Genomic DNA, 26,010 nt, shown 5'->3' with positions numbered 1-26,010 from the left:
CCCGCGCGAAGTGCCCTTCCGCGGCCGGATAGTTTGCGCTGACCGCGGCACTCCGGGGCCGACACCGACTAGTGGGCAGGGCAGCACATGGCCGTCGAACCGTTGATCGAGCTGCGGGACGTCAACAAGCACTTCGGTGCGCTGCACGTACTGCGGGACATCAACCTCACCGTCGGCCGCGGGGAGGTGGTGGTGGTCATCGGCCCCTCCGGGTCCGGGAAGTCCACCCTGTGCCGGGCGATCAACCGACTGGAGAGCGTCGAGTCGGGCACGATCCTGATCGACGGGGAGGCGCTGCCCGCCGAAGGCAAGGAGCTGGCCCGGCTGCGGGCCGAGGTGGGGATGGTCTTCCAGTCCTTCAACCTGTTCGCGCACAAGACCGTCCTCGCCAACATCTCGCTCGCGCAGGTCAAGGTACGCGGCCGCAGGCGGGGAGAGGCGGACCGGCGCTCCCGGGAGCTCCTGGAGCGGGTCGGCCTGTCCGACCAGGCCGGGAAGTTCCCGGCGCAGCTCTCCGGCGGCCAGCAGCAGCGCGTGGCGATCGCCCGGGCCCTCGCCATGAGCCCCAAGGCCCTGCTCTTCGACGAGCCCACCTCCGCGCTCGACCCGGAGATGATCAACGAGGTGCTGGAGGTCATGCAGCAGCTCGCCCGTGAGGGCATGACCATGGTCGTGGTCACCCACGAGATGGGCTTCGCCCGGTCCGCCGCGAACCGCGTGGTCTTCATGGCCGACGGACAGATCATCGAGGACCGCACTCCGGAGCAGTTCTTCACCGCCCCGGAGAGCGACCGCGCCAAGGACTTCCTCTCCAAGATCCTCAAGCACTGACGGCCGGGGGCGGGATCACTGTTCGCGCAGCGGCACCGACAGGTAGCTGGGGTCGGTGCGCGGCGAGGAGAAGGCCAGCTGCGCCCCGATGGGGTTGTGCTCGATGTAGAGCGGGTCGACGGTGTCGACGACGAGCGCGAGCCGGTGGCCGGCGGGGACGTCGTAGGCGGTGGAGAACAGCTCCAGGTCCACGCCGAAGGCCTGGCCCGGAGCCTTCCCGTGGAAGGTGTACGGGGCGTTGCTGACGAGTTTGCCGATGCCGAGCGGGCCGACGTCGTAGAGGTACGCGACGAAAGTTCCGTCGCCCTTGGTGGGGGTGACCGTGGTGTGCAGCTTCGCGGTGCCACGGATCCGGCGCGCCTCGTCGTAGCGCTCCGACTGCCAGACGGCCGCGAAGGCCCGGGGGAGGAGCGGGACGGAGGCGATCGGCGGCGCCTTCACGAACTGGTCGAGGACGCTGGACAGGAGGATGACGCCGCCGTTGGCGCCGGAGTCGACATTGGCGAAGAGGTGCTCGCTGTCGGAGAGCGCCAGCCGCTCCGTGCCTCCGGAGCCGACCGACTTCCAGTCGGCGTAGCCCTCGTACCCGTCGTTGCTGCGGGACTTGATCTGGACCGGGGCCTCGGTGTCGACGCCGTTGCGCTCGCCCTTGAGGTAGCGGTCGAACCAGCGGTGCGCGTTGGTCCAGGTGTCGTTGGGCAGCCCCAGCAGGCCGGTGCCCTCGGCGGTGGCGTGGTCCCCCGGCCGGAACTCCAGACGCTTGGGGCCGGTCAGCCGCTCGTAGAACTTCGCGTACTGGTTGGGCGGGAAGATGGTGTCGCCCCAGGCGTTGCCGAGCATGATCGCGGCGCCGTTGGCGTTGATCCGGTCCACCTGCTCGGAGGCCGAACGCTTCCTGCCCCACTCGATCATCGGCTGCTCCTGGTCGAGCCGGGAGCCGAAGAAGTTGCCGAGGAGGGTCTTGAGTTCGGGTCCGGGGCGACCGGTGAGGTATCCGGCGGCGCCGAGCATCCCGGCGGCCTGGACGTGCTGCGTGCGGCCGGAGTAGATGGACTCGATGACGTCGGCCCAGCCGCTCATCGCGACCACGGCCTTGACGCGGGGGTCGTGCGCGGAGGCCAGCAGGCTGATGCCGGCTCCGTAGGAGACCCCGCCGAGGCCGATGCGGTCCGCGTCGGCGGGGGAGTTGGCGAGGGCCCAGTCGATGACGGCGCTGACGTCGGCGATGTCCGGCGGGCCCGCCACCTCGATTTCGCCGCCGCTGAGCCAGAAGCCGCGGGAGGTGTAACTGACCACGACGTAGCCGGAGTCGGCGAGCTTCTTGGCCTGGGCGATGTACTCGATCTGCGGCAGGCCCCAGCTGGTGGGCAGCACGATCAGCGGGTACTTCCGGCCGCTCTGGGCCCCGGCCGGGGTGAAGACGTTGCCCTTGAGGGTGATTCCGCCGGAGCCCGGGATGTCGTGGAAGCGCACCTGCGACGAGGCGTCGGCGGCGGCCGCCGCGGTGCTGGCGGGAGCCGCCTGGGCCTGGTGGGGGGCCAGGCCCAGGGTGACTGCCGCCAGCACGGTCGCCACGGCCGCGGCGGTGGTGGTGCGTCGCATCTCTCGCTCCTCGCGTACGCCGGGTTCAATGTCAAAGTGACCCGACGGTAACGGGAGTGTGTTACCGAAAGTAACCCGTGGGTAAGTTACGCACTGGTAACGATTGGGCGATTGCGCTGGGCCGGCCGCCGAACGGGCGGGGGCAGGACGGCCGCTGAGGGTCCGTCAGCCGTTCTGCGGCGCGCCGGACAGGGCGCTCTTGGCCTTCCACTCGTCCCACGACAGGTTCCACTCGCCGTAGCCGTTGCCGGTCTCCGCCCGGCCCTTGGAACCCTCGCCGACGACCTCGAAGAGGTCGCCGACCTGCGACTGTCCGAAGAACTCGGCGGCGTCGGAGTCGCTCATCCCCACGCATCCGGAACTGCTGTTGGCGCGGCCGAAGTTCTGGGCGTTCCAGGGGGCGGCGTGCGCGTACATGCCGGACCAGGTCAGCCGCATCGAGTAATCGACCATCTTGTCGTAGGCGTTGTCCAGGCCCACCGTCTGGGAGTCCATCCGGATGGTGCCCTCCTTCGTCATGATCACCATCTTTCCGGACCAGGAGGCCTTCTTGCCGCCCGGAGTGCCGGCCGAGATCGGGACCGCCTTCTGCGCCTGACCGTTCTCGGTCACCGTCATCTTCTTGGTGTCCAGGCTGACCTGGACCCGGCGGTCCTTGCCGATCTTGAAGTCGGTGTTGTAGTCGCGGGCGAACAGCCCGCCGCCCTTGCCGGAGTCCACACCGTTCAGGTGCATCTCGACCTTCACGTCCGTGCCGGACTTCCAGTAGTCCTTCGGCCGCCAGTCGACGCGGTCCTTCCCGTCGTAGTCCTTCAGCCAGCCCCAGGAGCCCTCGGTGTTGTCCGAGGCGGTGACCTTGAGCTGCTTCTCGACCTCGGCCTTGTTCGTCACCGGGTTGTCGAAGACGAGGGACACGGGCATGGCGACGCCCACCGTGCTGCCCTTGGAGATGTTGATCGAGACCTTGTTCACCTTGTCGGCGGCGCTGGTCTTGAACGACGTGGCGGCGGTCTGGCTGTCGGTGTTCTGCGCCTCCACCTTGTACTCCGCGGCGGGCGGGGCGTTGCGCTCCGAGGTCCAGGTCTTCCCGTCGTCGGATATCTTCCCCGGCAGCTCCGTGCCCTTGGCGTCGGTCACCTTCACCTGGGCCAGCTTGCCCTCGGCGACGGTCAGCGTCACCGGCTGGCCCGCCTTGACCTGATCGCCCGTGAGGTTCACCGAGACCGCCATGGCCGCCTTGGGCTTCGGCGGCTCGGCCTTGCCCTTGTCGTCGCCGCCACCGTCGCTCGCGCCCGTGCAGGCGGTGAGCGAGGCGGCCAGAAGTGCGGTGCCCGCCATGGCGGTGCGGCGTATACGGCTCAACGAAGGGCCCTTTCCAGGAGCGGTGGTGAGTGGCGTTCGCAAAAGGAGATGCCAACGACGCGACTTTAGGTTCCGTGATCTGCGGAAAACCTCGTCCTTTCTTATGTGACACCGACCGCAGCGAAACGGTCATCGTCCGGTCACAATCGCCGCGCACGGCGGTCACGGGCGGCTGTGAGAGTCCTGTGAGAGACCGTCAGGACGACAGGAAGGCCGTCTGCCGTGTGCGCACTGCTCGTGACCCCCGCCCAGCAGAACCATGACCAGGACCGGGAGCTCCGGGTGCGCGCCCTGTCGGTCTCGGAATACCAGGCGTTCCTTTCCCGGCACGGCGGGGCGAGCTTTCTCCAGTACCCGTCCTGGGCCCGGGTAAAGGACCTCTGGCGCTCGGAAAGGGTCGGCTGGCACTATCCGGACGGCCGGATTCAGGGTGCCGGTCTCGTTCTCTATCGGCAATTTCCCGGCACCCGCAAATACTTCGCCTATCTCCCCGAGGGGCCTGTCGCCGACTGGGCCGACCCGCACATCGACCGCTGGCTGACCCCGCTCATGCGCCACCTGCGCTCCTCCGGCGCCTTCGCCGTCCGCATCGGCCCCACCCCCGCCTACCGCCGCTGGGACGCGGCCACCGCCAAGGCCGCCTCCGGGCCGGGCCGGCAGATATCCGACGTCCTCGCCACCGAGGTCGACCCGGTGGGCGCCGCCCTCGCCGACCGGCTGCGCACCCGCGGCTGGACGCGGTGCGGCGGCGAGGACGACGGCGACGCCCAGCCCCGCCACGTCTTCCGCGTGCCGCTGGCCGGCCGCACCCTCGACGAGGTGTGGTCGGGTCTCAACCAGGAGTGGCGGCGCAACGTGCGCAAGGCCACGAAGTCCGGCGTGGAGACGGTCATCGGCACGTTCGCCGACCTGCCCGAGTTCTACCGGCTGCTGCGCATCACCGAGGAGCGCGACGGCTTCCGGCTCGGCCGCTCCCTCTCGTACTACGAACAGCAGTACCAGGTCCTCAACGAGGAGGCGCCCGGCCGCATGCGGCTCTACCTGGGCGTCCACCAGGGGGAGATCCTCGCCGCCCACACGATGATCACCGCGGGCAGGCGGGTCTGGTACCAGACCGGCGCCTCCGCCGACCACCGCCGCGAGGTACGGCCCAGCAACGCCCTCCAGTGGCGCATGATGTGCGACGCCCACGCCCTCGGAGCGGAGGAGTACGACATGCGCGGGGTACCCTCCACCCTTGACCCCGACGAACGCTCTTTCGGGCTGCTGCGCTGGAAGCTCGGCACCGGCGGACAGGTCGTCGAGACGCTCGGAGAGTGGGAGATACCGATGGACGGAGTCGCCAACGCGGCGCTCTACAAGGCGTTCCAGGCGTACCTGGCCCGCCGGTGACGGCGAGCGGAACCGCCACCGAGACCGGCACCGGGGCAGCCGCCGCCCCGGGAGCCGCCGACGCGCCGTCCGGGAAGACCTCGGTGCTGCGCAGCGGCGCCCTCATGGCGGCCGGCTCCGTCGTCTCCCGCGCCACCGGCTTCCTCCGCTCCGCCGTCGTCGCCGCGGCCCTGGGCGCCGCATTCCTCGGCGACAGCTACACCGTCGCCAACACGGTCCCGAACATCATCTACATGCTCCTCATCGGCGGCGCGCTCAACGCCGTCTTCGTACCCGAGCTCGTCCGGGCCGCCAAGGAGCACGCGGACGGCGGATCCGCCTACACCGACCGGCTGCTCACCGCCTGCATCGCCGCCCTGCTGGCGCTCACCGCCGCCGCGGTCCTCGCCGCCCCGCTGATCGTCTCGGTGTACACCGACTACGACGGCGCTCAGGCGAGCACCACCGTGGCCCTGGCCCGGTACTGCCTGCCGCAGATCCTTTTTTACGGGCTCTTCACCCTGCTCGGCCAAGTGCTGAACGCCCGCGGCCGGTTCGGCGCGATGATGTGGACCCCGGTCCTCAACAACGTCGTGATCATCGGCGTCTTCGGGCTCTTCCTCTTCGTCTCCCACGACGGAGCGTCCGGCCTCAGCGCCGCCGAGACCCGGCTCCTGGGTCTCGGCACCACCGTCGGCATCGTCGTCCAGGCCCTCGCCCTCGTCCCCTCGCTGCGCGCCGCCCGTTTCCGCTGGCGCCCGCGCTTCGACTGGCGCGGCAGCGGCCTCGGCCGCCCCCTGCGCAACGCCGGCTGGCTGGTCATGCTGGTCCTCACCAACCAGATCGCCTACTGGGTCGTCACCCGGCTCTCCACCACCACCGGGCAGCACGCCGTGGACGCCGGACTCGCGGGCGGCGCCGGCTACATCGCCTACACCAACGCCTACCAGCTGTGGATCGTCCCGCAGGGCATCATCACCGTCTCCCTCGTGACCGCCCTGATGCCGCGGATGAGCGCGGCCGCCACCGAGGGCGACCTCGCCGCCGTGCGCCGCGACATCTCCTACGCCCTGCGCTCCAGCGCCGCCCTCGTGGTGCCCGCCGCCGCGCTCTTCGCGGCCCTCGCCCCCTGGGTGATGGGCAGCGTCTTCGAGTACGGCCGCACCGACGCCGCCGACATCGAGGTCATGGCGGGCATGCTCATCGCCTTCGCGCCCGGCCTGATCGCCTACTCCGCGCAGTACGTCCTCTCGCGCGGCTTCTACGCCCTCTCCGACACCCGGACCCCCTTCTTCCTGAACCTGGTCATCGCCGGGCTCAATGCCGGGCTGTCGGCCGCCGCCTACTTCCTGCTGTCCCCGCGCTGGGCCGTCACCGGCATGGCCGCGGCCTCCTCCGTCGCCTTCCTCGCGGGCGCCGCCGTCACTGCCCACACCCTCGCCCGACGGCTCGGCCCGCGCGAGGGCACCCGTACGCAGCGGCGCGCCACCGCCGTACGGACCCATCTGCGGCTGCTGGCCGCCTGCGTGCCGGCGGCCGCCGCCGGGTACGCGGCCGCCCGCGCCGCCGACCCGTTCGGCAACTTCGCCGCGGTCGGGGCGGGAACCGTCGCACTGGCGCTCGTCGTCGTCGTCCTCGCCGGGCCGCTGCGCCTGACGGAGATCACCGACATGCTGGACTCCCTGCGGCGCAAGACCGGCCGCTAGCGGGAGGCAAGGCCCCGCCACAGCTTTGGGATACTGACCGGATGCCACGCGTACTGCTGATCGAGGACGACCCTTCCATCCGTGAGGGGGTCGGTCTCGGCCTGCGCCGCCGGGGCCACGACGTGAGCTCCGCCGGGACCGGAGAGGAGGGGCTCGCGCTGATGGGCGGTTTCCGTCCCGAGCTCGTCCTCCTCGACCTGATGCTGCCGGGGATCAACGGGGTGCAGGTCTGCCGCCGCATCCGCGAGACCAGTCAGGTGCCGATCATCATGCTCACCGCACGCGGCGACGACTTCGACATCGTCGTCGGCCTGGAGGCCGGAGCCGACGACTACATCGTCAAACCCGCCCGCACCGAGGTCATCGAGGCCCGCATCAAGGCCGTACTGCGCCGGCTCAGCGATCCCGTCGGCAGCCGCCCCGGGGTCGAGCACCACGGTGAGCTGACCATCGACCGCGCGGGGCTCAGCGTCGCCAAGAACGGCGAGCGCGTGCCCCTCGCCCCCAGCGAGATCAAGCTCCTGCTGCACCTGTCGGCCTCGCCCGAGCAGGTCTTCTCCCGCCAGCAACTCCTCGAATACGTCTGGGACCACAGCTACCACGCCGACGCCCGGCTCGTGGACGCCTGTGTGCGCCGGCTGCGCACCAAGGTCGAGGACCCCGACGCGAGCCCGCGCTACATACAGACCGTGCGCGGCTTCGGCTACCGCTTCGGTCCGCTGTAGGCGCGCGCGTGCGACGGATAGCCCCGCTGGGCCTGCGCACCCGACTGATCGCCGCGTTCCTGCTGGTCGCCGCGATCAGCGCGGTGACCACCGCCGCCCTCACCTACCAGCAGGCGCGCAACGCGATCCTCAAGCAGACCCAGGACACCGCCGTCAGCACCCTGCGGGACCAGGTCGAGCAGCAGGAGGTCCGGCTCCCGCTCGACCAGACGGAGCTCCAGCGCATCGTCATCGAGCTCGGCAAACGCGGCAAACCGCACCCGTGGATCATCTTCGGCGAGTACGGCGGCGTACGGGTCTCCACCAACCCCGGCACGCCGACCTCCAGCGTGATCACCGACAACCTGCGCGAGAAGGTCCGCCGCCACAACTACACCGCCTTCCAGCGGGTCGAGGACCAGCGCGGCAACCCGTGGCTCACCGTCGGTGTCCCCGCCCTCTTCGAGCACAACGGCTCCACCGTGTCCACCGGGGCCGTCTTCTACGCCAGCGTCCCGCTCTCCACCGAGAAGCAGACCGTCGAGGCGATGGTCGACGCCGCCAAGCAGGGCGCCGTCCCGGGACTGGCCATCGCCATAGTCCCCGCGCTGCTGGCCGCCCGCAGCGTCCTGCGGCCGGTCCGCGACATGCGCCGGGCCGCCCAGCGCCTCGGCAGCGGCCGCCTCGACACCCGGATCGAGGTCCGGGGCGCCGACGAACTCGCCGGACTCGCCCGCACCTTCAACGAGACCGCCCGGGCCCTGGAACAGTCCGTGCGCGAGCTCCAGGACGCCGAGGTCCGCGCCCGCCGCTTCGCCTCCGACGTCTCCCACGAACTGCGCACCCCCCTCGCGGGGATGCTCGCCGTCACCGAGGTCCTCGACGAGGACGCCGAACGCCTCGACGCCGACACCGCCAAGGCCCTGCGCCTGGTCAGCGCCGAGACGGGCAAACTCGCCGTCCTCGTCGAGGACCTGATGGAGATCTCCCGCTTCGACGCCCGGGCCGCCGAGCTCAACCTCGACGACGTGGACGTCGCCGAAGCCGTGCGCAAGACCCTGGAGCGCCGCCACTGGGTCGACGACCGCATCGTCACCGAGCTGCCGGAGCGGGTGCGCGCCCGGCTCGACCCGCGCCGCTTCGACGTGGTCCTCGCCAACCTCGTCGGCAACGCCCTGCGGCACGGCGGCGCCCCCGTACGCGTCACGGTACGGACCGCGCCGGGCGAGGACGGCGAACGGCTGCTGATCGACGTCGCCGACAGCGGCCCCGGCATCGCCCCCGAGGTGCTGCCGCACATCTTCGACCGCTTCTTCAAGGCGGACGCCGCCAGGACCCGCTCCGCCGGCAGCGGTCTCGGCCTCGCCATCACCCTGGAGAACGTCCGCCTGCACGGCGGTACCCTCCTCGCGGCCAACGGGCCCGCCGGGGGAGCGGTCTTCACCCTCGACATGCCGCTGGAGGCCCGCGCATGACACGGCGCAGGACGAGGCCCAGGGCGGCCGCGGCCGCGGTGCTGGTGGGCTGTGCCCTGCTGCTCACCGGCTGCGGGATCAAACGCACCGGGGTGATCGACAGCGGGCACGCCGCCACGGTCAAGGTTCCCGGGGGCAACAGCACCGTCCTCTACTTCCTGTCCAAGGAGGGCGACCGCCTCGTCCCGTCCCCGATCACCGGCTTCGAGGGCCACCACATCAATCCCGTGGTGCTCGTGAGCCTGCTGCTGAACGGTCCCCGCGGCCGGGCCGGCGAGGTCGGGCTCACCACGGGGCTGCCCAGGATCACCGACCGGATGGACGAGGAGCTGGCGGTGAGCCCGTACTCGCACGAGGGGGTGACGGTCCGGTTGCCGTTCGCCGTGGGCAACCTGCCGGCGCCGGCCCGGATGCAGCTCGTGTGCACCGTCGGCCTCTCCGCCGTGCCGGACACCGTCAGCCCGGTCACCCTGCAGGGCACCGACACCACCCTCGCCCCCGCCGACTGCGACCTGAAGCGCTGACGGGCACGGCACCGCCCGCACGACCGCACCCTTGCGGCCGGGGCCGCACACCCGTCACGGTGACCCCATGGATCACGCCGCGGACGTCCCCGACGTCTTCGACCCCCGCATCTACGCCTCTGGCGTCCCGCACGAGCGCTACCGGCTGCTGCGCGATCGGCACCCCGTGTCCTGGCAGGCGGAGCCGGAGATCCAGGGCTGGCCCGCCGGCCCCGGCTTCTGGGCCGTCACCCGGCACGCCGACGTCGTCCGCGTCCTGCGCGACCACCGGACGTACTCCTCCTGGCTGGGCGCCACCCAGATCCGCGACCCCGACCCGGCCGACCTGCCCTTCCTGCGCCGCACCATGCTCAACCAGGACCCGCCGGAGCACGGCCGGCTGCGGCGGCTGGTGTCCCGCGCCTTCACCCCCGCCCGCGTCGACGCCTTCGCCGGTCGGGTCCGCGAGCGCGCCCGCGCCCTGCTCGCCGCCGCCCGCGAGAACGCCGAGGACGGAGCCATCGACCTCGTACGCGCCGTCACCGACGAGTACGCGCTGCTGAACCTCACCGACCTGCTGGGCGTCCCGGCCGCCGACCGGGCCCTGCTGCTGGAGTGGACCGTACGGATCATCGGGTACCAGGACCCCGACGACACCCCGGCGCCGCTCCTCGGCCCGGACGGCACACCGCTCAACCCGCGCTCCCCGGCCCTGCTCGGCGAGATGTTCGCGTACGCCCGGGAACTCGCCGACCGCAAGCGGGCGCACCCCGGCGACGACGTGATGACCGCCCTCGCCGGGGCCGGGCTCGACCCGGCCGAACTGGAGATGTTCTTCTTCCTGCTCACCGTCGCGGGCAACGACACCGTACGCAGCGCCGCCCCCGGCGGCCTGCTCGCCCTGGCCCGGAACCCGGACGCCTACCGCCGGCTCGCGGACGGATCCGTCCCCCGCGACCGGGCCGTCGACGAACTCCTGCGCGTCCACCCGCCGGTGCTCAGCTTCCGCCGCACGGCCGCCGTCGACACCGTACTGGCGGGGCAGCCCGTCCGCGCCGGGGACAAGGTGGTGGTCTTCCACGCCTCCGCCAACCACGACGAGCGCGTCTTCGCCGACCCCGGCCGCCTGGACCTCGCCCGGACGCCCAATCCGCACGTCTCCTTCGGGGACGGCCCGCACGTCTGCCTCGGAGCCCATTTCGCCCGGCTCCAGCTGCGCATCCTCTACGAGGAGTGGTGCGCGGCCATGCCCGTACCCGAACTGGCGGGACCGCCGCGCCGGCTGGTGTCCAACTTCATCAACGGGATCACACGGCTGCCGGTACGGGTGTCCGGGCCGGCCCGGTGACGTCCGCCACCAGCTCCGTCACATCCGGTCCGTAGGCATCGGAGTTGATGACCTTCAGCAGGATGCAGAACGACTCGCGGCCGTACTTGCGGGCCAGCTGCTCATGGTGTTTGGCCAGATGGCGGGCCGCGGCCTGATTGCTGTTGGCGGTCTGCCCGGAGATCAGGAACACCGGCCGGGAGCCGTGCCGGGTCGTCAGCCGGGCCAGCAGCACGTACTCGACCATCCCCTTCTCCCAGCGGTACCTCTCCTCGCCGATGCGGATGGCACCGCGATCCGGATGGCCCGATGCGAGGCCGACGTCGACCTGCACGCCGGGGAGCATGGAGGTCAGGTGCGCGGTGGTGCGGGCGTTGGAGGCGGGTCCGCCGACGCAGAACTCGGCCCGTTCGCCGAAGCCCTGGCGGGCCTCGTCGTGCGTGACGATCTGGACGTTCGCCCCGCAGTCCTTGATCAGTGCGGAGATCTCCAGCAGCGCGAACGCGTCGCTGCGGTGCACCGAGTTCTCCTTCCCGCCCATCTGCCGGTTGACCACGAACAGGCAGTCGGAGCCGGCCGGCAGCCCGAAGAACGCCTGCTTGCGGCGGAGCGCGCGCCGCAAGAGGTAGGTCCGGGAGAACCAGCCGAACCCGCCGCTGACGGCGGTGGCTATCACCCCGAGCACGATGTTGCGCACGTCGTCGTTCATGCGGCGGATGGTAGCGGCAGGCCGTTGCTCCTGACGCGGGGGGTGCGGTGAAGTTACGCTGCGCCGACCAGACCTGACAGGCCGTCGACCGGAGGAACCGGATGCGTGCTCCCGCCACCCGTCAGTTAGCGCTCGTCGCCCTCGCCGGAGCGCTCGTCTCCACCGGGGCCGCCGCCCCGCCCACCACGACCACCCCACCGGCCAAGGTGCCGGTCGCCGTCGGCTACGGCGGGGCCGTCGCCAGCGTCGACGCCGACGCCTCCGCCGCGGGCATCGCCGTCCTGCGCTCCGGCGGCAACGCCGTCGACGCGGCGATCGCCACCGCCGCCGCGCTCGGGGTGACCGAACCCTATTCGGCGGGCATCGGCGGAGGCGGCTACTTCGTCTACTACGACGCCCGCTCGCGCCGGGTGCACACCATCGACGGCCGCGAGACCGCCCCCGCCACGGCCACCGAGACGCTGTTCCAGGAGAACGGCCAGCCGATCCCCTTCGCGGAGGGCCAGACCAGCGGCCGGGGCGTCGGTGTCCCCGGCACCCCCGCCACCTGGAAGAGCGCCCTCGACGCCTGGGGCAGCCGCCCACTGGGCTCCCTGCTGAAGCCCGCCGAGAAACTGGCCCGCGACGGCTTCACGGTGGACAGCACCTTCCGCGCCCAGACCGAGCTCAACCAGGACCGCTTCAAGGACTTCCCGGCCACCTCGAAGCTCTTCCTTCCGGGCGGCGCCCTGCCGGTGGTCGGCTCCACCTTCAAGAACCCGGACCTGGCCGCCACCTACGCCGAACTCGCCCGCAAGGGGACCGGCGCCCTCTACCGGGGGCCCCTCGCGGAGGACATCGTCCGGGCCGTCCGCACACCCCCGGTGGACCCGGCGGCCACCCGCAAGGTCCGCCCCGGCGACCTGACCACCGGCGACCTGCGCGCGTACGCGACCAAGCGGCAGGAACCCACCCGGGTGAGCTACCGCGGCCTGGACGTCTTCAGCATGGCGCCCTCCTCCTCCGGCGGCACCACCGTCGGCGAGGCGCTGAACATCCTGGAGCGGACCGACCTCTCCGAACTGTCCGAGACCCAGTACCTGCACCGCTTCATCGAGGCCTCCCGGATCTCCTTCGCAGACCGGGGCCGCTGGGTCGGCGACCCGGCAGCGGTGGACGTGCCGACGCGTGAGCTGCTCTCGCAGCGCTTCGCCGACTCGCGCGGCTGCCTGATCGCGCCGGACCGCACGCTGACCAGCCCGCTCGCCCCCGGTGACCCGCGCCACCCGGCGGCCTGCGGCGGCACCGGCCAGGCCGCCCCGACCACGTACGAAGGGGAGAACACCACCCACCTGACGGCCGCCGACCGCTGGGGCAACGTGGTCTCCTACACCCTGACCATCGAGTCCACCGGCGGCAGCGCCATCACCGTCCCGGGCCGCGGCTTCCTGCTCAACAACGAGCTGACCGACTTCTCCTTCGCCCCGGCCGCGCCCGGGGTCCCGGACCCGAACCTGCCCGGCCCCGGCAAGCGGCCGCGCTCCTCCATGTCCCCGACGATCGTGCTGGAGGGCGGCCGCCCGGTGCTCGCGGTGGGCTCCCCGGGCGGGGCCACCATCATCACCACCGTGCTGCAGACCCTGATCGGCCACCTGGACCGGGGTCTGCCGCTGGTCGACGCGATCGCCGCGCCGCGGGCCAGCCAGCGCAACCAGACCACCACCGAGCTGGAGCCGGGCCTGTGGAACAGCCCGCTGCGCGCGGAGCTGGAGGCGATCGGCCAGGGCTTCCGGCAGAACCCGGAGATCGGCGCCGCGACCGGTGTGCAGCGGCTGCGCGACGGGCGCTGGCTGGCGGCGGCGGAGCCCAGCCGCCGGGGCGGCGGTTCGGCGATGGTGGTGCACCCGCAAGGGAGGCCGTAGGGATTCGGAGGAAAGAGCGGTTCAGAGGGCGGTGAGGATCCGCGGACCGTCGGCGGTGATCGCGACCGTGTGCTCCGAGTGGGCGGCGCGGCTGCCGTCGACGGTACGCAGGGTCCAGCCGTCCGCGTCGCAGGCGTAGTCGTCCGTACCGCCCGCGATCAGCATCGGCTCGATGGCGAGGACCAGGCCGGGGCGCAGTGTCATACCGCGCCCCGGCGGGCCCTCGTTGGGCACGCCCGGGTCCTCGTGCATGGTGCGGCCGACGCCGTGGCCGCCGAAGCCGTCGGGGACGCCGTACCCGGCGGCTCGGCAGGTGGCGCCGATCGCGTGGGCGATGTCGCCGATCCGGTTGCCGGGCACGGCGGCGGCGATCCCGGCGGCGAGCGCCGCCTCGGAGGTCTCGATCAGCCGGAGGTCGGCGGGGCGGGCCGGACCGACGGTGAAGCTGACCGCCGCGTCGCCCACCCAGCCGCCGAGCTCCGCCCCGCAGTCGACGCTCACCAGGTCGCCGCCGCGCAGCCGGTAGTCGCCGGGGATCCCGTGCACGATCGCGTCGTTCACCGAGACGCACACCACGGCGGGGAAGGGGACGGGCGCGAACTGCGGCCGGTAGCCCAGGAAGGGTGAGGTGGCACCGGCCTCACGGAGCACCTCGCGGGCCACCAGGTCCAGGTCCAGCAGGGCCACCCCCACGTCGGCGGCCTCCCGTACGGCGGCCAGGGCGCGCGCGACCACCCGGCCCGCGGCACGCATCTCGTCGATCTCTCGGTCCGTCTTCAGTTTCACCATGCCAATAACTATACCGGTATAAAAATAACGGGATAGTTATTGGCGGGCGGGGTAGGATGGGCGCATGGTCCGTACCCCCCTCACCCCCGAAGAGCGCGAGCGCGGCGAGCGGCTCGGCGTGCTGCTGCGCGAGGCCCGCGGCAGCCGGAGCATGGTCGAGGTCGCGGCCGGCGCCGGGCTCTCCGCGGAGACCCTGCGCAAGATCGAGACGGGCCGGGCGCCCACCCCCGCCTTCTTCACCGTCGCCGCCCTCGCGGCGGCCCTCGGCCTCTCCCTCGACGACCTGCTGCGCCGCTGCGCCGTCGTCCCCGCCTGAGATCTCCTCCGGGCGGGCCCGGCGGCCAGACGGCCCAATCGGCGGTGGGAGGTCCGGACCGCGGGGCAAGCGTGAAGGCGTGTCAGCCATGAACGCATCCAAGCGAGTCGGTTTCGCCGTCGTCGGCGCGCTCCTCGCGAGCGGCCTGCTGCTCGCGGCGTGCGCCGTCCCCGAAGGCCGCCCCCGCGCCGGCGACGTGGTCTTCCACCACCCGGGCGTCGTCGTCGGCCACGCCCAGCTCCGGCAGGCCAAGGAGATGGTCGCGGCCGGCAAGGAGCCCTGGATCTCGGCGTACCGGGCGCTCCTGACCAGCCGCTACGCCTCGCTCGACTACACCCCGCACCCGGCCGACGTGGTGCCCTGCCCCTTCAACAGCGGACCGCAGTCCTGCCTCGACGAACGGCAGGACGCGATCGCCGCCTACACCCACGCCCTGCTGTGGTCGGTGAACGGCAGGACCGCCCACGCGCGCAAGGCCGTACAGATCATGGACGCCTGGTCGGCCGTGATGAAGACGCACCGCGAGGACAACGCCCGGCTCCAGGCCGCCTGGTCGGGATCCAGCTGGGCGCGGGCCGCCGACATCATGCACGCCGGCTACCCGAACTGGGAGGAGCCGCGGGTTTCGCGGTTCAAGGAGATGCTGCGGCGGGCCTACCTGCCGGCCGTCCGCGCCCAGGTGCCCGCCTACAACGGCAACTGGGAACTGGCCATGACCGACGCCGCCGTCTCCATCGCCGTCTTCCTGGAGGACCAGGACGTCTTCCGCGAGTCCCTCGGCCGCTTCCGGGCGCGCGTGCCCGCGTACTTCTACCTCCGGATGGACGGCCCGCGCCCGACGGCTCCGCGGTACGCCGCCATCGAGACCGCCGACCAGGTCAAGGCGTACTGGTTCGACCAGGGCACCTACGTCGACGGCATCGCCCAGGAGACCTGCCGCAACCTGATGCACGTCGGCTACGCGCTCGCCGCGTCCGCGCACATCGCCGAGACCGCCTGGCACCAGGGCGTCGACCTGTACGGCGAGCAGTCGGCCCGGCTGCGCACCGCGCTGGAGTTCCACGCGAAGTACCAGCTCGGGGCCGAGGTCCCGCCGTGGCTGTGCGGGGGCAAGGTGGAGCGGACCATGGGGCCCGACCTGGAGGTGGCCCTGCACCACTACGAGACGCGGACCGGCGCGAAGCTCCCGTACACCCGCGCCCTGGTCGAGAAGACCCGGCCGGCCGGGACGGACGAGCTGTTCGTGGCCTGGGAAACGGTCAGTCACGGAGAGGCCCCGCCGGCCTGACACGGCCTAGGGTTCGGTCATGGATCTCGAAGAGCTCGGCAGGGCGCGGTACGTCAGTCTCACCACCTTCCGCAAGGACGGCACGCCCGTGGCGACGCCGGTGTGGGCGGTCGCCGACGGGGGTGAGCTGTACGTGTGGACGCGCAGCGATTCGTGGAAGGTCAAGCGGATCCGCAACAACGGGCGCGTCACCGTCACCGCCTGCGACATGCGCGGGCGCGTCGAGGAGGGGGCGCAGGCCCGGGAGGGCGAGGCCCGGCTCCTCGACGAGGCGGGTCTGCGGCGGGTGCGGAAGCTGATGTCGCGCAAGTACACCTGGCAGTTCTGGGTGGTGGACGTGCCCGCCGCCCTGGCGCGCCGGGGGAAGCGTCCGCACACCGCGATCGCCGTCAAGCTTTGAGATGCCCGTAGCCCGCCCGTAACACAGGCGGGATCCAATGCGGTCATGGAGACCGCGACTTCGCTGGCGATCAGTCAACTCTCTGGATACTTAACAGGATTGACGCAGAGACTGGATCCCGGGGCAGGCTGGTACGGGGAGTTCCTGCGACGGGATCCACAGGGTCTGAAGGCGTGTCTCGACGGGGCGGCGATACCCCCGTGGGACGTGGTGGAATCCCTGCTGCGGGACCTGGCCGGGGCGCGCGGCGCGGAGTTCGCGGCACGGGAGACCGTGTACGCGGCCCAGCTGCGGGCGGCGGCCGTCACGGTGTGGGACCGGCTGCCGGGCGGCGAGGGGGAGCTGCGGACCCTGCTCGCGGCGGCGGTCGCGCAGCGGGCCGAGTCGCAGACGGCCCTGAGGAGCCTGACCGTACGGCTCGGCAGGACCGCCGACCGGGCCGAGACGGACGCCCTCGCCCGGGAACTCTCCTGGGCCCAGGACGACGTGGCCCGCGCCGCGGCCCGCCACGAGGACCTGGCGGCCCGCCTCCGAGCCCTGCGGGCGGCCCCCGGGGGCCAGGATCCCGCGGACCCCCTGCCCGGAGTACCCGGCCAACGGGAACCCCATCCGGCACCGGGCGCGGGGTCGAGCGCGGCGCCGGACGTCGGGCCGAGTGCCGGACCGGGCGCCGGACCGGGCTCCGCAGCGGGTGGCGCGACCGGAACGGGCCGCGGCCGGGAGGACGTCGTGCGGGGCGAGGCGCCCGTCGGGCGGGCCGAGGGGCGCTGGCTGCGCGGTGCGCGGCGCTCCGGGGGCGCGCGGTACGCCGGCTCGGCGGCTCCCGCGGCCCCTGCCTTCACACCGCCGCCGGGGCATCCCGGCGGGGACGGCGCGCCGGGCTCCGGTCCCGCCGCCGCACTCCCCGCGCCGCGCGGGGCCCGCTTCGGGGTCCCGGAGCCCGCCCCCGACCGGGGGCACGCCCCGGGCGGCGCGGCCGAGCCCCGGCGCGTGCCCCCGGCGGGGGCTTCGTCGGGCGCCCCGGGGGCCGTCGCCGCCGCGCTGCTCGCCCTGCGCGCCCAGGGCCGCAGCGGTGAGGCCCACGCCCTGCTGTGCGAGGCCGCGGCGCGGCCCGCCGAGCAGCTGCCCGCGCTGGCCGACGAGCTGACCCGGGCCGGCCTCGCGGCCGACTGGGCCACTCTGCTCTGGGAGGCGGCCTCGCTCCCGCCCGAGCGGCTCGCCGCGGCCGCGGCCGCCCTCGGCGCCGCCGGCCGGGAGGCCGACTGCGACGCCCTGCTGCGCCAGGGCGTCGCCCGCCCGGCGGCCGAGGTCGCGGCCGCGGCGCTGGTCCTCGGCGGGGCCGGCCGGATCCGTGAGGCGGACGCCCTGCTCGGCGCCTTCGTCCGCGTGCGCACCGCCGAGGAGGCGGCGGGCCTGGCCCGGCACGATCCGCCGTGGTTCGTGCCGCGGCTGCTCCGGGCGGCCCGGGTGCTCCCCGGACCCCGGCACCGCGACCTGCTCCACGCCCTGCGGGTGGCGGGCATCGCGGCGGGTCGATACACCTAGGCGATCGGGAATCCTGCCGGGAGGAAGAACAGGCCGGCGATGCTCATGTCCTCGTGGAAGGTCACGCGGAACTCCCCGGCCCGGCGCTCCATGCTCAGCGGCACGCTGACCACGGTGAACGTGCCCGAGGAGGTGTCCATCGGGCCGCCGTGCGACCGGTAGCGCCCCATCTGGTCCTGGTAGACCACCCAGGCCCGCGCGAGGGCGTCCGGGGGCAGGAGCTTGCGTACGGTCGGGTCGAACCTGGCCGTGGCGGCGGTGAAGTCGCCGTTCACGATGGAGTCGAGGGTCTGCACGGCGATCGTGTCGTACCGCGTGAGGGACGGGGCCGCGCCAGGGGGCGCCCCCGTCGCGGCCGTCGCGGAACCACCGGCCGGTACCAGCACGCCAACGGCCAGCACGACAGCCGCCGCCGCCCGAACCAGTCGTCGCTTGCCGCCCGGCGCAGTGTCTCTGTGGGGCATCAGGACCACGGCCTTCTCCTGCTCGGCGCGTCGGATAGCTCCATCGTGCTCCCCGTGCGGTCCCCACGCATGTCAACCGCCCGATAACGGGCCGACCCGTGACGGTAAACGACCGCGTGGTGACGTAACTTGATCGACTACTCCAACCGCGCACGGCGGTCTTGCCCCACGCTGTGACGAGGCCTACGTTCTACTCCCTACGCATATCGTCTACGTGCGTAGAACTCGGCGTTCCCGTCGCGAGGAGCAGCTCATGGCCCAAGTCGTCCGCGCCGCGCTGGTCCAGGCCACCTGGACCGGAGACACCGATTCGATGATCGCCAAACACGAGGTGTACGCCCGCCGGGCAGCCGCCGAGGGCGCGCAGATCATCGGCTTCCAAGAAGTCTTCAACGCCCCCTACTTCTGTCAGGTCCAGGAGCCCGAGCACTACCGCTGGGCCGAGGCCGTCCCCGACGGCCCGACCGTACGCCGTATGCAGGACCTCGCCCGCGAGACCGGCATGGTGATCGTCGTACCGGTCTTCGAGCTGGAGAGCGAGGGCTTCTACTACAACACCGCCGCCGTCATCGACGCAGACGGCAGCTACCTCGGCAAGTACCGCAAGCACCACATCCCCCAGGTCAAAGGCTTCTGGGAGAAGTACTACTTCCGTCCGGGCAACCTCGGCTGGCCCGTCTTCGACACCGCCGTCGGCCGGATCGGCGTCTACATCTGCTACGACCGCCACTTCCCCGAGGGATGGCGCCAACTGGGCCTGGCCGGAGCCCAGCTGGTCTACAACCCCTCCGCCACCTCCCGAGGGCTGTCCGCGTACCTGTGGCAGCTGGAGCAGCCCGCCTCCGCCGTCGCCAACGAGTACTTCATCGCCGCCATCAACCGGGTGGGCCAGGAGGAGTACGGCGACAACGACTTCTACGGCACCAGCTACTTCGTCGACCCGCGCGGTCAGTTCGTCGGGGAGGTCGCCAGCGACAAGGACGAGGAGCTCGTCGTCCGCGACCTCGACTTCGACCTGATCAAGCAGGTCCGCGACCAGTGGGCCTTCTACCGCGACCGCCGTCCCGACGCCTACGGAGGGCTCGTACAGCCGTGACCAACCCGACCCCGCTCCACAGCCGCCACCGCACCGTCCTGCCCGACTGGCTCGCGCTCTACTACAAGCACCCCATCGAGCTCACCCACGGCGAGGGCCGCCACGTCTGGGACGCCGACGGCAACCGCTACCTCGACTTCTTCGGCGGCATCCTCACCACGATGACCGCCCACGCCCTGCCCGAGGTCACCAAGGCCGTGTCCGAGCAGGCCGGGCGGATCATCCACTCCTCCACCCTCTACCTCAACCGGCCGATGATCGAGCTGGCCGAGCGGGTCGCCGCCCTCTCCGGCATCCCCGACGCCCGGGTCTTCTTCACCACCTCCGGCACCGAGGCCAACGACACCGCCCTGCTGCTCGCGACGACGTACCGCCGCTCCAACCAGATCCTGGCGATGCGCAACAGCTACCACGGCCGGTCCTTCTCCACCGTCTCGATCACCGGCAACCGCGGCTGGTCCCCGACCAGCCTCTCGCCGCTGCAGACGTACTACGTCCAGGGCGCGGTGCGCACCCGCGGCCCGCTCGCCCACCTGGACGACGCCGCCTTCACCGCCGCCGCCGTCGAGGACCTGGAGGACGTACTCGGCCAGGCCCGCGGGGGAGTGGCCGCCCTCATCGCCGAACCGATCCAGGGCGTCGGCGGGTTCACCTCGCCGCCCGACGGGCTCTACGGAGCCTTCCGCGAGGTCCTCGACCGCCACGGCATCCTGTGGATCAGCGACGAGGTGCAGACCGGCTGGGGCCGCACCGGAGACAACTTCTGGGGCTGGCAGGCACACGCCCAGAACGGCCCGCCGGACATCCTCACCTTCGCCAAGGGCATCGGCAACGGCATGTCCATCGGCGGGGTCGTGGCCCGGGCCGAGGTGATGAACTGCCTGGACTCCAACTCCATCTCCACCTTCGGCGGCTCACCGGTCACCATGGCGGCCGGCGTCGCCAACCTCGCGTACCTGCTGGAGCACGACCTCCAGGGCAACGCCCGCCGCGTCGGCGGCCTGCTGCTGGAGCGGCTGCGCGGCATCGCCGCCACCGTGCCCGCCGTACGGGAGATCCGCGGCCGGGGCCTGATGGCCGGCCTCGAACTCGCGAAGCCGGGCACCGACGAGGCCGACCCGGACGCGGCCGCCGCCGTCCTGGAGGCGGCCCGCGAAGGCGGCCTGCTGCTCGGCAAGGGCGGCGGGTACAACACCAGCGTGCTGCGCATCGCGCCGCCGCTCTCCCTCACCGTCGCCGAGGCGGAAGAGGGCGCCGAGATCCTCGAACAGGCATTGCGCAGCATCCAGTAGGGGGATCACATGAGCACCCGCACCCTGATCTCTGGCGGCCTCGTCGTCACCGCCTCCGACGAACTGCACGCGGACGTCCTGGTCGAGGACGGCCGGGTGGCGGCGCTGGCCGCACACGGCTCGGCGGCGGCCGGCGCCTGGACGGCCGACCGCACGATCGACGCGACCGGGAAGTACGTCATCCCCGGCGGGGTCGACGCGCACACCCACATGGAACTTCCCTTCGGAGGCACCTCGGCCTCCGACACCTTCGAGACCGGCACCAGAGCGGCCGCCTGGGGCGGCACCACCACCATCGTCGACTTCGCCGTGCAGAGCGTGGGCCGCTCCCTGCGCGAGGGCCTCGACACCTGGTACGCCAAGGCCGACGGCAACTGCGCCGTCGACTACGCCTTCCACATGATCCTCTCGGACGTCAACGAGAGAACCCTCAAGGAGATGGACCACCTCGTCGGCGAGGGGGTCACCTCCTTCAAACTGTTCATGGCCTACCCCGGCGTCTTCTACAGCGACGACGGGCAGATCCTGCGCGCCATGCAGCGCGGCGCCGCCAACGGCGGGCTGATCATGATGCACGCCGAGAACGGCATCGCGATCGACGTCCTCGTCGAGCAGGCCCTGGCCCGCGGGGAGACCGACCCGCGCCACCACGGCGAGGTCCGCAAGGTGCTTCTGGAGGCCGAGGCCACCCACCGCGCGATCCAGCTGGCGCGGGTCGCGGGCGCCCCGCTGTACGTGGTCCACGTCTCGGCGGAGGAGGCCGTGGCGGAGCTCGCCGCCGCGCGCGACAAGGGCCTGCCGGTCTTCGGGGAGACCTGTCCGCAGTACCTGTTCCTGTCCACCGACAACCTGGAGGAGCCCGACTTCCAGGGCGCCAAGTACGTCTGCTCCACCCCGCTGAGGCCGCGCGAGCACCAGGCGGCGCTGTGGCGGGGGCTGCGGACCAACGACCTCCAGGTGGTCTCCACCGACCACTGCCCGTTCTGCTTCCGGGGCCAGAAGGAGCTGGGCCGCGGGGACTTCTCGAAGATCCCCAACGGGCTGCCGGGCGTGGAGAACCGGATGGACCTCCTCCACCAGGCTGTCCTGGACGGGCACATCAGCCGCCGGCGCTGGATCGAGATCGCGTGTGCGACCCCGGCCCGGATGTTCGGCCTGTACCCGCAGAAGGGCACCATCGCGCCGGGCTCCGACGCCGACATCGTCCTCTACGATCCGCACGCCGAGCAGGTCATCTCCGCCGAGACGCACCACATGAACGTGGACTACTCGGCGTACGAGGGCAGGCGGATCACCGGACGCGTCGACACCGTGCTCTCGCGCGGCGAACTCGTCATCGACCAGCGCGAATACACCGGCCGGGCCGGCCACGGGGCCTTCGTCCCCCGCTCCACCTGCCAGTACCTGTAAAGCGTCAAGGAGCCGCCCCATGGACTTCGGCCTCGTCCTGCAGACCGACCCGCCCGCCTCCCAGGTCATCAGCCTCATGAAGCGCGCCGAGCGCAACGGCTTCCGCTACGGCTGGACCTTCGACTCCGCCGTGCTGTGGCAGGAGCCGTTCGTCATCTACAGCCAGATCCTCGCCAACACGCAGAAGCTGCACGTCGGCCCGATGGTGACCAACCCGGGGACCCGTACCTGGGAGGTCACCGCCTCCACCTTCGCCACCCTCAACGACATGTACGGCAACCGCACCGTCTGCGGCATCGGCCGCGGCGACTCCGCGATGCGGGTCGCCGGTCGCGCCCCCAACACCCTGGCCCGGCTCGGCGAGGCCATCGAGGTGATCCGCGACCTGGCCGAGGGCCGTGAGGCCGAGGTCGACGGCAAGCCGCTCCGGATCCCGTGGATCGAGGACGGGAAGCTGCCCGTCTGGATGGCCGCGTACGGGCCGAAGGCGCTCGCCCTCACCGGGCAGAAGGCCGACGGGTTCATCCTCCAGCTCGCCGACCTCTACCTCACCGAGTGGATGGTCAAGGCCGTACGGCAGGCCGCGACCGAGGCGGGCCGCGACCCGGCGTCCCTCACCATCTGCGTGGCGGCCCCCGCCTACGTCACGGCCGACGACTCGGCCGAGGCCCTGGCGCACGCCCGCGACCAGTGCCGCTGGTTCGGCGGGATGGTCGGCAACCACGTCGCGGACCTCGTCGGCCGCTACGGCGAGCACTCCTCGATGGTCCCCGAGGAACTCACCGAGTACATCAAGGCCCGCCAGGGCTACGACTACAGCCACCACGGCCGGGCCGGGAACCCGTCCACCGACTTCGTCCCCGACGAGATCGTCGACCGCTTCTGCCTGCTGGGCCCGGCCGAGGCGCACATCGAGAAGCTGCGGGCCCTGCGCGACCTGGGCGTCGACCAGTTCGCCGTCTACGACATGCACGACGCGCGGGAGGCCACCATCGACGCGTACGGCTCCGAGATCATCCCCGCGATCAACGCGTAGCCCGAGGACACCGGGCCCTTTCCGCACGACGGCGAAGCTCCTGGCGGACGGGTTCTCCACCGAGACCACCCGTACCCGCCAGGAGCTTCGTCGTGGGCCGCCGGAGGTCAGGGACGGCCGAGGCGCCCGAGGAACAGGGCGATGGCCAGAGCCATCCGGGAGATCTCGCCGGGGTCCACACTCTCGTTGGGCGCGTGGATCAGGCTGGCCGGTTCCTCCACGCCGAGCAGCATGATCTCGGCCTTGGGGAACTGCTCGGCCAGGGCGTTGCACAGCGGGATGGAACCGCCGCCGCCGAGCAGGGCGAGTTCGTGTCCGAAGGCCTCCTGCATGGCGTCCGCCAGCGCGGTGTAGGCCGGTCCGCCGGTCGCGGCCAGGAAGGGAGAGTTCGCCGGCCCCCGCTCGATCTCCAGCCGCACGCCCCAGGGAGCGACCTGCTCAAGGTGCCCGACCAGCGCGTCCTGCGCCCGGACGGGATCCGTCCCGGGCGGCACCCGCAGGCTCAGCCGGGCCGCGGCCGCGGGCTGGACGGCCGCGGCGGACCCGACCACCGGCGGGCAGTCGATACCGAGAACCGTGAGCGCGGGACGCGCCCACAGCAGGTCGGCGACACCGGCGTCCCCGGCGCCGAACAGGCCGACGCCCTCCAGCACCCGGGCGTCACGGCGGAACTGCTCGACCGGATAGTCACGTCCCGGCCAGGACCCCTCCTGGTCCAGCCCCCGGACGGCGGTCTGGCCCTTGTCGTCGCGCAGGGTGGCCAGCATGTGGATCAGCGCGGCCAGCGCGTCCGGGGCGGCCCCGCCGAACATCCCCGAGTGGGCTGCGGAGGCGAGGGTGTTCACCCTCACGACCACCTCGGTCACCCCGCGGAGGCCGACCGTGACGGACGGAACCCCCGCCGTCGCGTTGCCGGTGTCGCAGACCAGTACGACGTCGGCGCGCAGCTCCTCGGGGTGGTCGTGGAGGTAGTCCTCCAGACCGCCGGTGCCCTGCTCCTCGGACCCCTCGCAGACCAGCTTCAGATGGACCGGGACGTCCTCGCCCCATGCCCGGAGCGCGGTCAGCTGGGTGAGGATGTTGCCCTTGCAGTCGGCCGCGCCGCGACCGTACCAGCGGCCCTCGCGTTCGGTCAGGGTGAACGGGGGAGAGTCCCAGGCCGCCTCGTCCATCGGCGGCTGGACGTCGTAGTGCGAGTACAGCAGTACGGTGGGCGCCCCGGCCGGGCCGGGGCGTTCGCCGAGCACGGCGAGGCTGCCGTCGCTGGTCTCGGCGAGCCGCAGGTCGCGGAAGCCCACCTCGGCGAAGGCGTCCCTGACCCACTCGGCGGCCCGGCGGCAGTCCTCGGGAGGGTAGCTGCGCGGGTCGGCGATCGAGGGGATGGCGACCAGGTCCGCCAGGTCGCTCTGCGCCCGCGGCATCAGATGCGCGATGCGCTCGGCCAGTTGGTCACGCATGGGTCCTCCGGTCCGTCCCACTGGGGACGTGGTGTCGGTACGGGTGGCTCCGGCCCGGTCCCGGTCCCCGCCCGCCCGTGGCCGGGCGGAGCGGGGACCGGGGCGGGTCACGCCGTCGTCGTCGTGGTCTTCGCCGTCGGCTCCACCGCCGCGGGCGGCAGCTCCCGCAGCCGGCTGACCGGCGACTTGATCAGAGCCAGCACCACGACGGCCGAGAAGGCCGCCGCGACGATGAGGGCGTTGTGGTTGCCGATCCCGCCGGAGAGCAGACCGGCCGTCAGGCCGCCGAGCGCGCCGCCGCCGAAGAGCAGCGTGCGGAAACAGGCGGTCATCCGGCTCATCATCGACTGCGGCGTGGTGGTCTGCCGCACGCTGACGATGATCACGTTGGCGATGCCGAGGCCGAGGTAGGTGGTGAAGAAGGACAGGGTGACCATGCCGATCACCACCAGCTTCGGCCCGGCGGCCAGGACGATCAGCAGCGGGCCCAGCAGCAGCGCCGTCTGGGCCACGAAGTAGACCCGCCCGATCGGGAAGCGCGCCACCACCTTGCGGGAGACCATCGCGCCGATCAGGCCGCCCACCGAGGCGGTACCGAAGACCGTGCCCAGCGTCGAGGAGCTGAGCTGGAGGTCGTGGGTGCCGTACAGCAGGAACATGGTCCACACGGTGATCATCGAGAAGTTGCAGCAGAACCCGACGATCGCCAGCCAGCGCAGGATCGGCTTGCGGAAGACCCACTCCAGGCCGTCCCGCAGTTCCGACAGCACGTGCCGCTTCGCGGGCGGCTCCGGGACCGGCTCCCGGGTGCGCACCAGCAGCAGCATGACCGTCGAGAACAGGTAGGAACCCGCGTTGACGATCAGTGCCACCGGAGCCGACAGGGCGGACACCAGCACGCCGGCCATGCCGGGCCCGGCGACGTCCGAGACCGACTGGCTGACCCCCATCTTCTGGCTGGCCTCGACGTAGTGCCTGGTGTCCTTGACCAGGGTGGGCACGAAGGGCATCCAGCTCACGTCGAACAGACACGAGGCGGTGCCCAGCGCGCAGGCGATCACCAGCAGCACCGGCATGTTCAGGACGTCCAGCCAGTGCAGCACGGGGATCAGCGCGATCAGTGCCGCCCGGAACAGGTTGGTCGCGAGCATGACGTTGCGCCGGCGGACCCGGTCCACCCAGACCCCGAAGAGCAGGGCGAACCCGATGTAGGGAACGAGTTGCAGGAACCGCAGGAAACCGACCTGCTCGTCACTGGCGTCGAAGGCGTAGATCGCCGTCAGCGGCAGTGCCAGGTTGGTGACCTGGGTGCCGAGCAGCGACACGGTCTCGCCGACCCAGAACTTCAGGAAGTCCTGGTTGTGCCAGAGACTTTGGACGGGTCCGTCGGTGTCGCCCCCGGTTTCGGATGTGACCGACATCGATG

Annotated in this window: 23 protein-coding genes; 16 read left to right on the top strand and 7 right to left on the bottom strand. The window is 72.0% G+C overall.

The features are described from left to right. The first annotated feature begins 87 nt into the window (after nt 1–87). A complete protein-coding gene (locus Sspor_RS11015) occupies nt 88–831 on the top strand; it encodes an amino acid ABC transporter ATP-binding protein (protein WP_202198901.1) in 744 nt (247 codons plus the stop codon). Nucleotides 832–846: 15 nt separating this feature from the next. Here the strand turns inward: Sspor_RS11015 and Sspor_RS11010 are convergent, their stop codons facing one another. Both Sspor_RS11010 and Sspor_RS11005 read right to left on the bottom strand, forming a co-directional pair. Next, nucleotides 847–2,433 (bottom strand): CocE/NonD family hydrolase, encoded by a 1,587-nt coding sequence (locus tag Sspor_RS11010; protein WP_202198900.1) that lies wholly within the window; start codon nt 2,431–2,433, stop codon nt 847–849. A 165-nt stretch (nt 2,434–2,598) separates the two neighbouring features. Then, nucleotides 2,599–3,771, bottom strand: a complete 1,173-nt coding sequence (locus Sspor_RS11005; protein WP_202203597.1) for a L,D-transpeptidase — start codon at nt 3,769–3,771, stop codon at nt 2,599–2,601. A gap of 246 nt (nt 3,772–4,017) precedes the next feature. Here Sspor_RS11005 and Sspor_RS11000 point away from each other — a divergent pair, with 246 nt between their 5' ends. The 6 genes from Sspor_RS11000 to Sspor_RS10975 all read left to right on the top strand — a co-directional run bounded on the left by Sspor_RS11000 (nt 4,018) and on the right by Sspor_RS10975 (nt 10,902). Beyond that, nucleotides 4,018–5,187, top strand: coding sequence for a lipid II:glycine glycyltransferase FemX (locus Sspor_RS11000; protein WP_202198899.1), 1,170 nt, complete (start codon nt 4,018–4,020; stop codon nt 5,185–5,187). Then, entirely contained in the window at nt 5,184–6,872 is a 1,689-nt protein-coding gene (murJ, locus tag Sspor_RS10995; protein WP_237403801.1) for a murein biosynthesis integral membrane protein MurJ, read from the top strand. The genes Sspor_RS11000 and murJ overlap by 4 nt, the downstream gene beginning before the upstream one ends. Before the next feature lie 41 nt (nt 6,873–6,913). Beyond that, nucleotides 6,914–7,597 carry a response regulator gene (locus Sspor_RS10990; RefSeq protein ID WP_202198897.1) on the top strand — a complete coding sequence of 228 codons (684 nt, stop codon included), beginning with the start codon at nt 6,914–6,916 and terminating at the stop codon, nt 7,595–7,597. A gap of 8 nt (nt 7,598–7,605) precedes the next feature. After that, complete coding sequence (locus Sspor_RS10985) at nt 7,606–9,051, top strand: ATP-binding protein (protein WP_202198896.1); 1,446 nt, start codon at nt 7,606–7,608, stop codon at nt 9,049–9,051. Then, on the top strand, nt 9,048–9,575 hold the full coding sequence (locus Sspor_RS10980; protein ID WP_202198895.1) for a hypothetical protein: 528 nt from the start codon (nt 9,048–9,050) through the stop codon (nt 9,573–9,575). Before Sspor_RS10985 ends, Sspor_RS10980 begins: the two co-directional genes overlap by 4 nt. 67 nt (nt 9,576–9,642) lie before the next feature. After that, complete coding sequence (locus Sspor_RS10975) at nt 9,643–10,902, top strand: cytochrome P450 (RefSeq protein WP_202198894.1); 1,260 nt, start codon at nt 9,643–9,645, stop codon at nt 10,900–10,902. On the opposite strand, the gene Sspor_RS10970 is transcribed toward Sspor_RS10975, so the two are convergent. After that, on the bottom strand, nt 10,862–11,590 hold the full coding sequence (locus Sspor_RS10970; RefSeq protein ID WP_202198893.1) for a hypothetical protein: 729 nt from the start codon (nt 11,588–11,590) through the stop codon (nt 10,862–10,864). The genes Sspor_RS10975 and Sspor_RS10970 overlap by 41 nt on opposite strands. A gap of 101 nt (nt 11,591–11,691) precedes the next feature. On the opposite strand from Sspor_RS10970, the gene ggt reads away from it, so the two are divergent. Beyond that, the gene (gene ggt, locus Sspor_RS10965; protein WP_202198892.1) at nt 11,692–13,491 is read left to right on the top strand and encodes a gamma-glutamyltransferase; all 1,800 of its coding nucleotides are present in this window, start codon (nt 11,692–11,694) and stop codon (nt 13,489–13,491) included. A 21-nt stretch (nt 13,492–13,512) separates the two neighbouring features. Here the strand turns inward: ggt and map are convergent, their stop codons facing one another. Then, nucleotides 13,513–14,280, bottom strand: coding sequence for a type I methionyl aminopeptidase (gene map / locus Sspor_RS10960; RefSeq protein ID WP_202198891.1), 768 nt, complete (start codon nt 14,278–14,280; stop codon nt 13,513–13,515). A gap of 64 nt (nt 14,281–14,344) precedes the next feature. On the opposite strand from map, the gene Sspor_RS10955 reads away from it, so the two are divergent. The 4 genes from Sspor_RS10955 to Sspor_RS10940 all read left to right on the top strand — a co-directional run bounded on the left by Sspor_RS10955 (nt 14,345) and on the right by Sspor_RS10940 (nt 17,829). Next, nucleotides 14,345–14,596, top strand: coding sequence for a helix-turn-helix domain-containing protein (locus Sspor_RS10955; RefSeq protein ID WP_202198890.1), 252 nt, complete (start codon nt 14,345–14,347; stop codon nt 14,594–14,596). A gap of 88 nt (nt 14,597–14,684) precedes the next feature. Next, entirely contained in the window at nt 14,685–15,884 is a 1,200-nt protein-coding gene (locus Sspor_RS10950; RefSeq protein ID WP_202198889.1) for an alginate lyase family protein, read from the top strand. Between the two features lie 19 nt (nt 15,885–15,903). Further along, entirely contained in the window at nt 15,904–16,284 is a 381-nt protein-coding gene (locus Sspor_RS10945; RefSeq protein ID WP_202198888.1) for a PPOX class F420-dependent oxidoreductase, read from the top strand. A gap of 99 nt (nt 16,285–16,383) precedes the next feature. Next, a complete protein-coding gene (locus Sspor_RS10940; RefSeq protein WP_202198887.1) occupies nt 16,384–17,829 on the top strand; it encodes a hypothetical protein in 1,446 nt (481 codons plus the stop codon). Here the strand turns inward: Sspor_RS10940 and Sspor_RS10935 are convergent. Continuing rightward, on the bottom strand, nt 17,826–18,230 hold the full coding sequence (locus Sspor_RS10935) for a DUF3887 domain-containing protein (RefSeq protein ID WP_202198886.1): 405 nt from the start codon (nt 18,228–18,230) through the stop codon (nt 17,826–17,828). The genes Sspor_RS10940 and Sspor_RS10935 overlap by 4 nt on opposite strands. 316 nt (nt 18,231–18,546) lie before the next feature. On the opposite strand from Sspor_RS10935, the gene Sspor_RS10930 reads away from it, so the two are divergent. From Sspor_RS10930 to Sspor_RS10915, 4 genes are read left to right on the top strand one after another with little or no spacing between them, the layout of a single operon-like run. Then, entirely contained in the window at nt 18,547–19,389 is an 843-nt protein-coding gene (locus tag Sspor_RS10930) for a nitrilase-related carbon-nitrogen hydrolase (protein WP_202198885.1), read from the top strand. Then, the gene (locus tag Sspor_RS10925; protein WP_202198884.1) at nt 19,386–20,681 is read left to right on the top strand and encodes an aspartate aminotransferase family protein; all 1,296 of its coding nucleotides are present in this window, start codon (nt 19,386–19,388) and stop codon (nt 20,679–20,681) included. The genes Sspor_RS10930 and Sspor_RS10925 overlap by 4 nt, the downstream gene beginning before the upstream one ends. 9 nt (nt 20,682–20,690) lie before the next feature. Next, the gene (gene hydA, locus Sspor_RS10920; protein ID WP_202198883.1) at nt 20,691–22,091 is read left to right on the top strand and encodes a dihydropyrimidinase; all 1,401 of its coding nucleotides are present in this window, start codon (nt 20,691–20,693) and stop codon (nt 22,089–22,091) included. Nucleotides 22,092–22,110: 19 nt separating this feature from the next. Beyond that, nucleotides 22,111–23,127 carry a TIGR03842 family LLM class F420-dependent oxidoreductase gene (locus Sspor_RS10915; protein WP_202198882.1) on the top strand — a complete coding sequence of 339 codons (1,017 nt, stop codon included), beginning with the start codon at nt 22,111–22,113 and terminating at the stop codon, nt 23,125–23,127. A 107-nt stretch (nt 23,128–23,234) separates the two neighbouring features. On the opposite strand, the gene Sspor_RS10910 is transcribed toward Sspor_RS10915, so the two are convergent. Beyond that, on the bottom strand, nt 23,235–24,584 hold the full coding sequence (locus tag Sspor_RS10910; protein ID WP_202198881.1) for a dipeptidase: 1,350 nt from the start codon (nt 24,582–24,584) through the stop codon (nt 23,235–23,237). Nucleotides 24,585–24,691: 107 nt separating this feature from the next. Continuing rightward, the gene (locus Sspor_RS10905; protein WP_202198880.1) at nt 24,692–26,005 is read right to left on the bottom strand and encodes an MFS transporter; all 1,314 of its coding nucleotides are present in this window, start codon (nt 26,003–26,005) and stop codon (nt 24,692–24,694) included. Between the last annotated feature and the right edge of the window lie 5 nt (nt 26,006–26,010).

Source organism: Streptomyces spororaveus (assembly GCF_016755875.1).
Lineage (GTDB): Bacteria > Actinomycetota > Actinomycetes > Streptomycetales > Streptomycetaceae > Streptomyces > Streptomyces spororaveus.
The sequence above is the reverse complement of the archived record's forward strand: the minus strand, read 5'-3'. Positions and strand labels throughout refer to the sequence as shown.

What these genes read in the sequence shown, in the direction of transcription:
- Sspor_RS11015 (WP_202198901.1), top strand. Translation starts at nt 88, where the DNA reads ATGGCCGTCGAACCGTTGATCGAGCTGCGGGACGTCAACAAGCACTTC.
- Sspor_RS11010 (WP_202198900.1), bottom strand. Translation starts at nt 2,433, where the DNA reads ATGCGACGCACCACCACCGCCGCGGCCGTGGCGACCGTGCTGGCGGCA.
- Sspor_RS11005 (WP_202203597.1), bottom strand. Translation starts at nt 3,771, where the DNA reads ATGGCGGGCACCGCACTTCTGGCCGCCTCGCTCACCGCCTGCACGGGC.
- Sspor_RS10990 (WP_202198897.1), top strand. Translation starts at nt 6,914, where the DNA reads ATGCCACGCGTACTGCTGATCGAGGACGACCCTTCCATCCGTGAGGGG.
- Sspor_RS10980 (WP_202198895.1), top strand. Translation starts at nt 9,048, where the DNA reads ATGACACGGCGCAGGACGAGGCCCAGGGCGGCCGCGGCCGCGGTGCTG.
- Sspor_RS10975 (WP_202198894.1), top strand. Translation starts at nt 9,643, where the DNA reads ATGGATCACGCCGCGGACGTCCCCGACGTCTTCGACCCCCGCATCTAC.
- Sspor_RS10970 (WP_202198893.1), bottom strand. Translation starts at nt 11,590, where the DNA reads ATGAACGACGACGTGCGCAACATCGTGCTCGGGGTGATAGCCACCGCC.
- ggt (WP_202198892.1), top strand. Translation starts at nt 11,692, where the DNA reads ATGCGTGCTCCCGCCACCCGTCAGTTAGCGCTCGTCGCCCTCGCCGGA.
- map (WP_202198891.1), bottom strand. Translation starts at nt 14,280, where the DNA reads ATGGTGAAACTGAAGACGGACCGAGAGATCGACGAGATGCGTGCCGCG.
- Sspor_RS10955 (WP_202198890.1), top strand. Translation starts at nt 14,345, where the DNA reads ATGGTCCGTACCCCCCTCACCCCCGAAGAGCGCGAGCGCGGCGAGCGG.
- Sspor_RS10950 (WP_202198889.1), top strand. Translation starts at nt 14,685, where the DNA reads ATGAACGCATCCAAGCGAGTCGGTTTCGCCGTCGTCGGCGCGCTCCTC.
- Sspor_RS10945 (WP_202198888.1), top strand. Translation starts at nt 15,904, where the DNA reads ATGGATCTCGAAGAGCTCGGCAGGGCGCGGTACGTCAGTCTCACCACC.
- Sspor_RS10930 (WP_202198885.1), top strand. Translation starts at nt 18,547, where the DNA reads ATGGCCCAAGTCGTCCGCGCCGCGCTGGTCCAGGCCACCTGGACCGGA.
- hydA (WP_202198883.1), top strand. Translation starts at nt 20,691, where the DNA reads ATGAGCACCCGCACCCTGATCTCTGGCGGCCTCGTCGTCACCGCCTCC.
- Sspor_RS10915 (WP_202198882.1), top strand. Translation starts at nt 22,111, where the DNA reads ATGGACTTCGGCCTCGTCCTGCAGACCGACCCGCCCGCCTCCCAGGTC.
- Sspor_RS10910 (WP_202198881.1), bottom strand. Translation starts at nt 24,584, where the DNA reads ATGCGTGACCAACTGGCCGAGCGCATCGCGCATCTGATGCCGCGGGCG.
- Sspor_RS10905 (WP_202198880.1), bottom strand. Translation starts at nt 26,005, where the DNA reads ATGTCGGTCACATCCGAAACCGGGGGCGACACCGACGGACCCGTCCAA.